The 12,441-nt window shown below is 28.1% G+C and carries 11 protein-coding genes, 2 tRNA genes and 1 pseudogene; 12 read left to right on the top strand and 2 right to left on the bottom strand.

Annotated features, from left to right (window positions below; translation table 11 throughout):
- Positions 1-36 precede the first annotated feature (36 nt).
- On the bottom strand, positions 37-798 hold the full coding sequence (locus METVU_RS01705; protein ID WP_048196691.1) for an ATP-binding protein: 762 nt from the start codon (positions 796-798) through the stop codon (positions 37-39).
- 236 nt (positions 799-1,034) lie between these two features.
- On the opposite strand from METVU_RS01705, the gene METVU_RS01700 reads away from it, so the two are divergent.
- From METVU_RS01700 to METVU_RS08865, 3 genes and pseudogenes are all read left to right on the top strand, one after another.
- Entirely contained in the window at positions 1,035-2,144 is a 1,110-nt protein-coding gene (locus METVU_RS01700; RefSeq protein WP_012819753.1) for a pyridoxal phosphate-dependent aminotransferase, read from the top strand.
- 18 nt (positions 2,145-2,162) lie between these two features.
- On the top strand, positions 2,163-3,110 hold the full coding sequence (gene mvk, locus METVU_RS01695; RefSeq protein ID WP_012819752.1) for a mevalonate kinase: 948 nt from the start codon (positions 2,163-2,165) through the stop codon (positions 3,108-3,110).
- 38 nt (positions 3,111-3,148) lie between these two features.
- Positions 3,149-3,259: pseudogene (locus tag METVU_RS08865) on the top strand (site-specific DNA-methyltransferase); the annotation flags it as partial.
- Between the two features lie 120 nt (positions 3,260-3,379).
- Here the strand turns inward: METVU_RS08865 and METVU_RS01690 are convergent.
- A tRNA-Met gene (locus METVU_RS01690) sits at positions 3,380-3,487 on the bottom strand.
- 91 nt (positions 3,488-3,578) lie between these two features.
- On the opposite strand from METVU_RS01690, the gene METVU_RS01685 reads away from it, so the two are divergent.
- The 9 genes from METVU_RS01685 (at position 3,579) to METVU_RS01630 (ending at position 12,409) form a co-directional block, all read left to right on the top strand.
- Positions 3,579-3,666, top strand: a tRNA-Leu gene (locus tag METVU_RS01685).
- 201 nt (positions 3,667-3,867) lie between these two features.
- Entirely contained in the window at positions 3,868-5,169 is a 1,302-nt protein-coding gene (locus METVU_RS01680) for a radical SAM protein (RefSeq protein ID WP_012819750.1), read from the top strand.
- A gap of 94 nt (positions 5,170-5,263) precedes the next feature.
- Entirely contained in the window at positions 5,264-7,219 is a 1,956-nt protein-coding gene (locus tag METVU_RS01675; RefSeq protein WP_012819749.1) for an IGHMBP2 family helicase, read from the top strand.
- A 456-nt stretch (positions 7,220-7,675) separates the two neighbouring features.
- Entirely contained in the window at positions 7,676-8,044 is a 369-nt protein-coding gene (locus METVU_RS08860; protein ID WP_012819748.1) for a hypothetical protein, read from the top strand.
- Positions 8,045-8,237: 193 nt separating this feature from the next.
- A complete protein-coding gene (locus tag METVU_RS01660; protein WP_012819747.1) occupies positions 8,238-8,729 on the top strand; it encodes a hypothetical protein in 492 nt (163 codons plus the stop codon).
- An 827-nt stretch (positions 8,730-9,556) separates the two neighbouring features.
- A complete protein-coding gene (locus tag METVU_RS01650) occupies positions 9,557-9,871 on the top strand; it encodes a hypothetical protein (protein WP_048196684.1) in 315 nt (104 codons plus the stop codon).
- A 227-nt stretch (positions 9,872-10,098) separates the two neighbouring features.
- On the top strand, positions 10,099-11,208 hold the full coding sequence (locus METVU_RS01640) for an ATP-binding protein (protein ID WP_012819745.1): 1,110 nt from the start codon (positions 10,099-10,101) through the stop codon (positions 11,206-11,208).
- Between the two features lie 549 nt (positions 11,209-11,757).
- The gene (locus tag METVU_RS01635) at positions 11,758-12,129 is read left to right on the top strand and encodes a hypothetical protein (protein ID WP_012819744.1); all 372 of its coding nucleotides are present in this window, start codon (positions 11,758-11,760) and stop codon (positions 12,127-12,129) included.
- A gap of 88 nt (positions 12,130-12,217) precedes the next feature.
- Positions 12,218-12,409 (top strand): hypothetical protein, encoded by a 192-nt coding sequence (locus METVU_RS01630; protein WP_012819743.1) that lies wholly within the window; start codon positions 12,218-12,220, stop codon positions 12,407-12,409.
- The last annotated feature ends 32 nt before the right edge of the window (positions 12,410-12,441 follow it).

Raw genomic sequence — 12,441 nt, 5'->3', positions numbered from 1 at the left:
TTTATTTTTTTATTATTTTAAATTTTCACTTAATTTTTATTTTTTATTTTTAATTATTTTCTCAGCAATCTCTTCAACTTTTTTATAGACCTCATTATCCTCTGGTAGATTCCATAAAGGTATACCTTTTAAATCATACTCAGCTATTTCCTTATTATAAGGAAGCTTCCCAATCAAATTCAAACCAAGCTCTTTTGCATAGTTATCAATTACCTCTTCATACTCTGGTTTGACCTTATTTGCAACAACATAAATATCTTTAAACTTAACCTCTAACTCATTAGCTAACTTTTTAATTCTCTTAGCAGTTCCTAAGCCCCTCTTTGAAGCATCCGTAATAACAATCATCACGTCAACATTTTGTGTTGTTCTTCTGCTGAGATGCTCTAAGCCAGCTTCTGTATCTATAATAACAAACTCATAATCCTTAGATAAGTTATCTATAATTTGTCTAAGCCAGTTGTTTACACTACAATAACAACCACTACCTTCAGGTCTTCCCATAACTAACAAGTCATAATATTTTGTCTCAACCAAAATTTCAAAAATCTTACTTCTTAAATAATCCAACTTTGTCATTCCACCGGGAATTTCATCTTTTTCGACCAATTTTTTTAACTCTTCTCTAATATCACCAACCGTCTTCTCAACTTCAACTCCCAACGTCTCTGGTAGATTCGAGTCAGGATCGGCATCAACAACCAAAATGCTGTTTGTTTTTTTAGATAGGGCTTTAATTAACAATGTTGTAAATGCCGTCTTTCCAACGCCCCCTTTTCCGCTCACTGCAATAATCATTAATTTCACCATAAATAATTTTTAGTGATTTTTATTTCATTGTTCAATTAAAAATAAAATATTTCTTAGTTAATTAAATAGAAATAGTTCTTACATAATGGAAAGTAGTTTTAGATAAATAAACCTTATTAATAAATCTCATTAGGTTTATATTATTCCTAAATTAGTTAAAAATAATTATTTAAAATAATGTTTTAAAAATGTGAGAATTAATTAAAATCAGATCGGTGAAGTATATGCTATCAAAACGAATGTTAAATTTTGATTCCTTTGAAGTGATGGATATTTTGACAATAGCACAGAAGTTAGAAAGTGAAGGAAAACATGTAATCCACTTGGAAATTGGAGAACCGGACTTTAACACCCCAAAACCAATAATCGAAGAAGGAATAAATTCATTAAAAGATGGAAAAACTCACTACACAGATAGCAGGGGGATAATAGAACTTAGGAAGAAAATCTGTGAATTATATCTCAAAAAATATGGAGCAGATTTAAATCCAGATAATGTTATTATTACAGGAGGTAGTTCATTAGGGTTATTCTTCGCTCTATCATCAATAATAGACGATGGAGATGAGGTTCTAATTCAAAATCCATGCTATCCATGCTACAAAAACTTTATCAGATTCTTGGGAGCTAAGCCAGTTTTTTGTGATTTTACCATTGAGAGTTTAGAAAATGCCATATCTAAAAAAACAAAGGCAATAATTATAAATTCTCCATCTAATCCTCTCGGAGAAACAGTAAAAAAAGAAATATACGAGTTTGCATATGATAACATACCTTACATCATATCAGATGAAATCTACAATGGCTTAGTTTACGACGGAAAAAATTATTCAGCAGTAGAGTTTGATGAAAACATGGAAAAAACAATATTAATAAATGGTTTCTCAAAACTTTACGCAATGACTGGATGGCGACTTGGATATGTTATTTCAAACAACGAAATTATGAATGCAATATTAAAATTACAACAAAATTTGTTTATATCTGCCCCAACAATCTCGCAGTATTCTGCTCTAAAAGCATTCGAAGAAGAAACAGAAAAAATAGTTAAAAAAATGTTAAATGAATTTAATAGAAGAAGGAAATTAGTTCTAAAATATGTTAAAAATTTTGGATGGAAAGTTAACAACCCTATCGGAGCTTACTATGTATTTCCAAATATTGGAGAGGACGGAAAAGAATTTACCTACAAACTCCTAAAAGAAAAACATGTTGCATTAGCCCCAGGTATTGGATTCGGAAGTAATGGAAAAAACCACGTAAGAATTAGTTATGCAAACTCCTACGAAAATATTAAAGAAGGTTTAGAAAGAATAAAAGAATTTATTGAGTAATTTACTGAGGTTTTTACTATGATCATAAAAACTCCTTCAAAAGTAATCTTATTTGGGGAACATGCAGTAGTTTATGGATATAGAGCAGTATCTATTGCAATTAACTTAATGTCAACAGTAGAGATCGTAAAAAAAGAAGGAAACATGGTAAGATTAAACCTTTTAGATTTAAACAAAGCTCAAAACTTTGATTTGGACAGTATTTACAATCTTAACCCTTCAACATATAACAAATTTGACGACTTCAAATACTGCCTCTGTGCAATCAAAAATACACTAAATTACTGTAAAATTAATCCAAATTTTGGATTCGAATTAAATATTTCCTCAAAAATTCCAGTAAGTTGTGGTTTGGGAAGTTCTGCCTCAATAACAATCGGAACTATAAAAGCAATTAGCAAATTCTATGAAAAAGAGTTAGATAATGAAAATATTGCTAACATTGGATATTTAGTTGAGAAAGAAATTCAAGGTAAGGCAAGCATTACTGATACATCAACAATAACCTATAAAGGTATTTTAGAAATAAAAAACAACAAGTTCAAAAAAATTAAAGGAGAGTTTGAGGACTTTTTAAAAAACTGCAAGTTTTTAATTGTTTATGCTGAAAAAAGAAAGAAAAAAACTGCTGAATTAGTTAATGAAGTTGCCAAGATCGAGAATAAAGATGAGATATTTAAGGAAATAGATAAAGTTATTAATGAGGCATTAAAAACTAATAATAAAGAAGATTTTGGGAAATTGATGGCTAAAAACCATAATTTGTTAAAAAAGCTAAATATCTCAACACCAAAACTTGATAGGATTGTAGATATTGGTAATAGATTAGGTTTTGGGGCAAAATTAACAGGGGCTGGTGGAGGGGGCTGTGTAATAATCTTAGTTAATGAAGAAAAAGAGAAGGAACTTTTAAAAGAACTAAATAAAGAAGATGTAAAGATTTTTGAATGTAAAATGGTTGAATGACGAAAATAACAGAAACTCAATAAAAATAAGGAATAAAGATGGAGATAAACAAAATCTACTGTATGGATTGCTTAGAAGGGATGAAACAATTAAAAGATAAATCAATTGATGTTATTATTACCTCTCCACCCTATAACATTAGTATAAGATAATTGAACAGAAAAAAGATCATGCTTACTTGTTAAAAAGTTAGATCATCAAAAGCGATTCTAATTTGTATATTTCAATAAACAAGGGAAGTTAATATCTTGATAAAATAGTATAAATAGTGCCGAGGGAGGGATTCGAACCCTCGACCTCCCGGTTTCCCAGGACCCAGCTTTGCAGCTGGGATGTCCGTATGAGCCGGGCGCTATAACCCGCTAAGCCACCTCGGCATGCAATACCTTAATAAACAGAAACACATATATATACTTTTCGGCGTAAGTTTTATATAGGGATGTTTATAAATAAAATCTGTCTTTGATTGCGGGGGTCGCCAAGCCAGGTCAAAGGCGCCAGATTGAGGGTCTGGTCCCGTAGGGGTTCGCGGGTTCAAATCCCGTCCCCCGCACCAAATATTGAGAGAAAAGTTCTTTTTTGATTCAATAAATTAATTTCTCTATTTTTGCCATAATTTTATTTTATCTTAATTTAGTTCATTTTTAAGAATTTATCCTTTAATTATCTACGTTAAGTAGAGGTTTTTACGTTATTTCGTTATTTTATTTAATTTTTTAGCTTCATTATGAATTAGTATTTTTGAAACAGGGGGACTATGATAACGTTAGATCTTTCAAAATACAGAATGATAACGGATGTTAAATGCAAAAATAACAAACTATTGTTAGAGATAAATAAAAACTATGAAGTTGTTTTAGAAATTCCTTATCAAGAAGTTGAGGTATCTCCTCCAATAATAAAAATTAATACCCACCCAAGAAGAGCAGAGAATATAAAAATAGGTATATTAAATCTGATCTCCTATACTATTGCAAACAATTTAAAAAATAAGATAACCAAAAGGAGGACTATATATATAAATGAACCGATTCCTTTGATTGGACACACTGCCTTTGGTTTGATTGAAAGAGGAAGAAACATCATACAAGTTAGAGGGCACTGCGGATGTAATTTAAACTGCATATTCTGCTCTGTGGACGAAGGAGAGTTTTCAAAAACAAGAAAAAACGATTATTATGTAGATCTCGATTACCTAATTAGTGAGTATAAAAAACTATCTGAATTTAAAGAAAATAAATACTTAGAAGCCCACTTAGACGGGCAAGGAGAGCCCTCCCTTTATTATCCATTAGTTGATTTGGTGCAAAACTTGGTAGATATAAACAAAAAAGGCAATGGTATCGTTTCTATGCAAACTAACGGAACAGTTTTGAGCTATAAACTAATAGATGAGTTAGAAGAAGTAGGATTACATAGAATAAATCTATCAATTAACGCATTAGATGAAAAAATGGCTAAAATGCTTTCTGGTAGGAAAGATTATAATGTTGAAAAGATCTTAGATTTAGCAGAATATATAAAAAACTCTAAGATTCATCTACTTGTAGCCCCTCTTCTACTACCAAACGTGAACGATAATGAATTTAAAAAAGTTATTGATTTTGCTATTGATTTGGAGCAGAAAAATCCTCAAAATATACTAAATCCACTAACAGGGAAAAAAGACCCTATTTTAGGTTGTCAATTATGCAGAGTTTACCAATTTGGAAGAAGACCTAAAAAGATGAAAATTTGGGATTTTGAAAGATTTTATAATTTATTAAGAAGCTATGAATTAGAGTATGCAAAAAAAGGAATTGACGTTAGGTTGATAACCTCTCCAAAGGACTTCGGAACACATAAAAGGAAAAGATTACCCTACCCTTTTAAAGTTGGAGAGATTGTGAAAGCAAAAGTTGAGTTAGATGGAAGGGTTAAGGGAGAAGTTTTGGGAGTTGCAAAAAATAGGGTTATTCAGATAATTAATTGCCAAAATGAAAGAAAATTAATAGGGAAAGTCATCAAGGTTAGGATTTTGAGAAATAAAGATAACATTATTGTCGCTGAGAGAATTTGAATTAGATATAAGTTATTTCATTATAGTTGTAATTTGACATTTTAAATATTTTAAAACAATATTGAGCGGATAATATCAAAATTAAGGTGATATAGTGAACATTATAGATCTTTATGTTAAAAAATTCAAAGATCTTATCGAGATTGAAAGAAGATGTGAAATGGACTTCCATAAAAATGAGATTATTCGATTAGGAAAGAAGAGAGAAAACGTAGGAAGAGCAATTTTAAATTTAAAAGGAAAGTTTTTGGGAGAAAGTTTAGGTTGCACATTGGTGAGATTTGGTAGAAAAAAGCCATTTAAAACTGAAATATCCCCTGGAGATGTTGTTTTAATAAGTAGAGAAGATCCTCTAAAAAGTGATCTCTATGCAAATGTAATCTCAGTAGGAAAAAACTTCATAGATGTGGCTTTTGATGAAGATGTTCCAAAATGGGTCTACAAAGATAGAGTTAGAATTGATCTCTATGTCAATGACATAACATTTAAAAGAATGAAAGAAGCATTAAGAGAGTTCGCAAAAAGAAAAAATAAGCTTATATATATAATTTTAGGACTTGAACGTCCAGAAAAACCGTTAAGAGAAGATATTAAAATAAAGTTTTATGACGATAAACTCAATGATTCCCAAAAATTGGCAGTAAAAAGAGCAGTGTTAAGTAAAGATTTATACTTGATTCATGGTCCCCCAGGCACTGGAAAAACAAGAACTTTGACAGAAGTAATAGTTCAAGAGGTTAATTTCAATAAACATAAAGTTTTAGCAACCGCTGATTCGAATACCGCAGCTGATAACATTTTAGAGTATTTAGTTAAGAAATATCCTGATTTAAAAGTCGTTAGGGTTGGACATCCAACAAGAATCTCGAAGGACTTAATTGAACACTCTCTTCCTTATTTAATTGAAAATCATGAAAAATATCAAGAGGTTTTATCTCTAAAAGAGAGAATTAAACAGATTAAAGAAGAAAGAGATAAATTTTTAAAACCATCTCCAAGATGGAGGAGAGGAATGAGCGATGAGCAGATTTTAAAAATATCGAAAAAGAAAAAATCATATCGAGGAATTCCAAAAGAAAAAATCATAAGTATGGCAGAATGGATTACAAAAAATAAGAAAATACAGAAAATAATCAGAAATTTAGATGATCTAACTGAAAAAATTATAAATGAGATACTCTCAGAAGCGGATGTTGTTGTGTCAACGAACTCAATGGCCGGTTCTGATGTGTTAAAAGATTGGGAATTTGATGTGGTTGTTATAGATGAAGGAAGCCAAGCAATGGAACCATCTTGCTTAATCCCAATAGTTAAAGGAAATAAGCTAATAATGGCAGGAGACCATAAACAACTACCCCCAACAGTTTTAAGTGAAAATAAAGAATTAAAAAAGACCCTATTCGAACGTTTAATTAAAAAATATCCAGATTTTTCGTCAATATTAGAAATTCAATATAGAATGAACGAAAAAATAATGGAATTTCCAAATAGAATGTTCTATGACAACAAACTAAAAGCAGATGAAAGTGTAAAAAACATAACATTGTTGGACTTGGTTAAAGAAGAGGAGATAGAAGAAACAGATAAAAGCATCGTAAATAAGATTCCTGTCCAATTTATTAATGTAGAAGGAAAAGAGCGACGAGATAAAGAATCCTACTCTTACTACAACATAGAAGAAGCAGAACAGGTTTTTGATATTGTTAAAAAACTTTTGAAATATAGAATTCCAATAAGCGTTATAACCCCTTACGACGCCCAAGTAAGGTATCTAAGAAGCATGTTTGAAGAAAACAACATAGATGTGGAAGTTAATACAGTAGATGGTTTTCAGGGTAGGGAAAATGAGACAATAGTTATTTCATTCGTTAGAACAGAGAAGTTTGGATTTTTAAAAGATTTGAGAAGATTAAATGTTGCAATAACTCGTCCAAAAAGAAAATTGGTCTTAATAGGAAATGAAAATCTTTTAAAACAGGATAAAATATATAATGAGATGATAAAATGGGCTAAATCAGTTGAAAATGAAAAAATTCGACTAAACCAATAACCTTATATAATCTTTTTTAATATACATATTAGTCAACGTAATAATATAATAAATAATAATTTATACATAATAATCTACCATATCATTTTAGCAACCCTATGGAATATTTGTTTTATTTAAAATCCTTTATTAGTATACTGGGTGGAATAATGCCCATAACTAAAAATAACAAAATGATAAAAAATAATAAAGATAGAAATAGTTATTTTTTAATTTTAACGCTAAATATGATTATTATAACTGCTCTATTATCTTACAACTTCAAAAGCCCGCTTTTAAATATTTTGAGCTTCATACTAATCGTAATTATAGATATTATATGCCTCTTCCTTTTAAAACATAAATAATTACTACTATCGACAATAATAAATAGGGAGATCATGGATGTTATAATTTCAGTAATATGATTTCATTTTCAATATATGAGAAAATTATAACGATTTATGGGAGATACTAATGCTAAGATCTATTATTTATTATCTTTTAGATAATTGGAGAGAAATTTTGTATTTGTGGACTATGCTTATCATTATTTTAGTATCTATTGCAATTTTAAAGCATAATAATATAGATTTTAAATTTAAGAGATATTTAATACTGTTTATCTGTGGGGGTTATATGTTGTTAAGTGTCCTCTGCTTAATACACTATAAGAAAACCCCTACTGATTTAAAAGACATTCTTCAAGTTTTTACATCAACAATATTTTTAGGACTTGGAATAATCTTGCATCAAAAACAAAAAACAAAACATATTGCAATTATAATTATAATAATATCAGATATAGATCTCCTATCTCTCTTTATAAAATCTCTAATTACATAAATTTAACTTACTCTACTTTTTTATATTTATTAAAGTTTTTAATAGGACATTTGTTTCCGTATATATATTTTACGATCTGAATTAAATCATAATATATAAATATATACAGTGAGATCGTATTATTATAATAGCAAAAATTTTCAAAATTATTTTTAAGTATTTTTCATTACTTTTTATTAATTTGGGGGTAAAAATGGCTAAATACATAACTTTACCAGATTTTTGTGAAAAAAAATACAAAATTATCAGTGAATTAGTAAAAAAACATCCAAAGGTGATTTTGGTAGAGCTTGGCGCGTATGCTTATATTAACGATCCACAGATGTATTCTCATGTATTTGATGAGGTTAATGAAATAGAGAATATGCTTAAAAAACATGGTTTAGACGTCATTCATTACCATATTAAAGATGAGGAAGTATCTAACTGTTTAAAGAGATGGAATTATTGGAATATAATTTTAATGCTGGTTTCTGCACTGTTTGCAGTATTGCTAATACCAGTAGACGCGATAATAAGATTCGTATTTAAGAGAAAAGACCTCGCCGACAAATTTGCACGAATATTGTGTTATCCTACCAAGAAACTCATATATAACAAAGTCATATCTAATTTAAGTGATTTAAAAAGACATGTAAAGAGTATTGAAGATAAAGGAGAACAAGTAGTTGTTATTGTTTATTAAAATCCCCAAAATTAGATAAATTAATGTGAAACTATGAAAATATCAATAATTTTAACAATCCTAATCTTCTCATTAGGTTTTATTGTTGGATTTATCTCAATAAACAATTTATCAAAACTAACTCTCGATTAAGGACTTTTAAAACCTTCTTCAATTGTTATTGGGATCTACATAACTACAAAGATAGCCACTTATCTACTAACATAAAATTAAATAAATTAACAATCATGACTTATTGATAGGTTGTTGAGTATTTGATGAAAACAAAATTTTGGTGATTAATAATGAGAATGATTAAGTTTAGAGTTTATTATGATGGGAATTATTGGATTGCAGAGGGTGTTGGCGTAAGTATTTTACTCAGGGTGAAAGTTTAGATGAATTAATGAAAAATCTTAAAGAAGCTGTAGAATTGCATTTTGAAGATGAGTTAAAGGCAGGAGAAGTTATAAAAATCCTCTCTGTTTCTGAGATGGAAGTGTCAAATATTGCCTAAACTTCCAGTTGTGAGTGTGATAAAATTTTAAAAAAATTGAGTTATGAGATTGTTAAACAGAGAGGACGCCATGTAAGATTAAAAAAGAAACAGAATTTGGAATTCCCAATATAACTATACCTTATCATAAAGAAATCACAAAAGGAACCTTAAATGCTATTTTAAATGATATTTCTAAATGGAATAACATTCCAAAAGAGGAGGTAATTAAAAAACTAAAAATAAACAGTTTATTTTCTAAATTTAAACTACTTTACTATTGATTATTAATAACAAAAAAGTGTAAAATAGATAATAAAAAAATATTATTATGGCAATAGGTGTGATAGTTATGGTTAGTATATTTACAATGATTATATTAACAATTTCAGTATTAATAAGCATATTATTATATAATTCTCTAATGAAAAAATTAAATAAAAGTTCTGTAAAACTTAATGATTTTGAAGTAGTTTATAAGTTTGTGATACCAATAATTTTATCATTTGTAGTAATGAAATATAGTATTGATTTTATAATAAATATTGGTTTTAGCTCTAAATCTTTTATTCCATATGCTTTAGGTTCAATAATATTAGCTTTATTTTTTATAATATATGAGATCAGTTTAAGCTTTCTTCTAAAATTTTTAAATAAAGGCAATTGATTAATTAAAAAAGTGAAACCATGAATAAACTACCAATAATTTTAACAATAACAATCTTCTCATTAGGTTTTATTTTTGGCTTAATATCAATAAACAACTTCTCGAAAATTAATGATAAGGATTCATCAAATTTTAAACCTAAAATAAATTTTAACTTTCCTTCAATAACGTAAGATTTAAATGAAAAGAATCTAAGGATCTTAATAACTACTAAAAAAGGTGTAATTATGAAATTTTTTAATAGGGAAAAGGAGATTAATGAAATACTTCGAATTTTAAATAGAGAGCCAGATGATATTTATTTTATATATGGACCCTTAAACAGTGGAAAAACAACTTTAATAAACCACATAATAAACAATGAATTAAAAAAATGCAGTAAAAAATATGCTGTCTTTTATGTTAATTTCAGAGAGTATGATATTTCATCAATGGATAATTTCGTCGAGGCATTGTTTGAAATAGATGAAAATTCAAAAGAAAAGAAGATAAAATCATACATAGAGAGTTTTACAACGGGAGTTAATGATATTATAAACTTATATTATGGCATAAAAGTTCCAGAGCCAATTTTAGATAAATTATTTGGGGAGAAAGAAAGAGGAAGGTTAGTTTTTAAGTTTATTAGGGACTTATTTATGAGTTTGCATAAAAAGGGCATTCAGCCAGTATTTATTTTAGATGAATTGCAGATGATTAAAGATATTGTTATGAATGGAGGAAAGCCATTATTAAAAAGCTTATTCCAATTTTTGGTCTCTTTAACAAAAGAAAGACATATAGCTCATGTTTTTTGTCTAAGTTCAGATAGTTTATTCATTGAGTATGTTTATAATGCTGGAGAGTTAAGGGATAGGGCTGATTATATTTTGGTAGATGATTTTGATAAACAAACTGCCTTAAAATTTATGGATTTTTTAGCAGTAGATAATAATATTGAGCTAAATAATGAAGATAAGGAATTAATATACTCTTATGTGGGTGGAAAGCCAAAACTTATTGTTAGGGTTATAAATAAGTTAGGTATTATGGATTTGAAAGATGTGTTAGAATTAATGCTTAAAGATGACATGCAAAAGCTAAAGTATTTTTTAAATGACTTGGATTATATAAAACCAAAAGTTAGTATTAAAGATGAACTTATCGAAATTAAAAAAGAGGATATTATTGAAGCGTTAAAATTATTTAAAAATACTTATGAGATAAGTGATGATAAAATACCAGAACCAGTTTATATCTATTTAATTAAAGAGAACATCTTATTTTTAGATCCTATTAGGGGAATTTTAAAACCACAAAGTTATCTGGTTTGGAATGCTATAAAAAGGTTGTTATAAACAAAGTTTTAAACTACTTTACTTTTTTATATTTATTAAAGTTTCTAATAGGGCATTTATTTCCGTATAAATATTTTACGATCTGAATTAAATCGTAATATATAAATGTATACAGTGGGATCGTATTATTATGATAATGAAAAAAAACTATTAAGGAATATGAATTTATTTAAGATATATTTGGTAGCTATAGTTATTATTGTATACCTCTTCGATTGGATACTTCAACCAATTATATCGAATTATTTTAAAGCGATCAACTATTTACCGTTATCATTTTCTATAGGGTTTGGAGGAGGAATATTGATCTCATTCTTTATATTGTTGCTATATTGGCAATAATCAAAGGTTGGAGGTAAAAACATACTTACGTGTGATCTGCTATCGATGTTGAATCTAAGTAAAAGTATTTTATAATTTTATAATAGATTTTCCAATAATAGTAAAATTCGATGCCCCTCTATTAGTTGGATAAAAAGCTTCATTATGCTACAATTGGGTAAAATTGTTAACTTGACAATCTCACATTAAAGTAAAAAAGGTGAAGATATGGATTTTGAGAGTATAATATTTTTAACATATTTGGCATTTTTGTTTGTGATATTGCCATTTTTGATGGATGTAGTTGTATATATGAAATTCAAAGATGGTTTGGGGTTAAAAGAAGAGGACATTATCATGACAATATATAATTTTGTTAGATATAGGCATGAAAAGATACTGGGATTTAGAAGCACGATAATAATTATATTAGCAGATATTATTTTAGCAATTGGCTTTATAATATGTGGGTATTATTTAAAATTCAATATTTGGTTTATATTGGCATCAATAGTCATTTATACCTATGTAATTTACCTAATCAGATGCAAAATATATTCAAAATTCTTTAATAACATTAAATCAGTCGAATTACATTAATATCGTTAAAATACTATTAGAGAAGATGTTAGAATTTTGTAGTATATATTAAAAACTTTGAAAATTCGGGAAGTGAGGTAATATTAGTATGAATAATAAAAAAATAGACAGATATGGTAGTATTGTAATTATTATAATTTTAACCCTTTCTATATTGGAATATGTCTTAAAACATCCCTATGGGATATTGGCAATGAAACTGGCAATATTAGCAATTTTATTAAATATATTGTATATCTGTTATAAATTTATAGTAACAAAATTAGCGAAGAAAAAATGATAAAACCTGCTAAAAGAGGTGATTTTATTGGA

The organism is Methanocaldococcus vulcanius M7, assembly GCF_000024625.1.
GTDB classification, from domain to species: domain Archaea; phylum AGJL01; class Methanococci; order Methanococcales; family Methanocaldococcaceae; genus Methanocaldococcus; species Methanocaldococcus vulcanius.
This window is presented reverse-complemented; position numbering and strand designations above follow the sequence as displayed.

Excerpts from the sequence above, each read along its gene's own strand:
- METVU_RS01650 (WP_048196684.1), top strand. The coding sequence starts at position 9,557 with ATGGTTAGTATATTTACAATGATTATATTAACAATTTCAGTATTAATA.
- METVU_RS01705 (WP_048196691.1), bottom strand. The coding sequence starts at position 798 with ATGATTATTGCAGTGAGCGGAAAAGGGGGCGTTGGAAAGACGGCATTT.
- METVU_RS01635 (WP_012819744.1), top strand. The coding sequence starts at position 11,758 with ATGGATTTTGAGAGTATAATATTTTTAACATATTTGGCATTTTTGTTT.
- METVU_RS01660 (WP_012819747.1), top strand. The coding sequence starts at position 8,238 with ATGGCTAAATACATAACTTTACCAGATTTTTGTGAAAAAAAATACAAA.
- METVU_RS01630 (WP_012819743.1), top strand. The coding sequence starts at position 12,218 with ATGAATAATAAAAAAATAGACAGATATGGTAGTATTGTAATTATTATA.
- METVU_RS08860 (WP_012819748.1), top strand. The coding sequence starts at position 7,676 with ATGCTAAGATCTATTATTTATTATCTTTTAGATAATTGGAGAGAAATT.
- METVU_RS01700 (WP_012819753.1), top strand. The coding sequence starts at position 1,035 with ATGCTATCAAAACGAATGTTAAATTTTGATTCCTTTGAAGTGATGGAT.
- METVU_RS01640 (WP_012819745.1), top strand. The coding sequence starts at position 10,099 with ATGAAATTTTTTAATAGGGAAAAGGAGATTAATGAAATACTTCGAATT.
- mvk (WP_012819752.1), top strand. The coding sequence starts at position 2,163 with ATGATCATAAAAACTCCTTCAAAAGTAATCTTATTTGGGGAACATGCA.
- METVU_RS01680 (WP_012819750.1), top strand. The coding sequence starts at position 3,868 with ATGATAACGTTAGATCTTTCAAAATACAGAATGATAACGGATGTTAAA.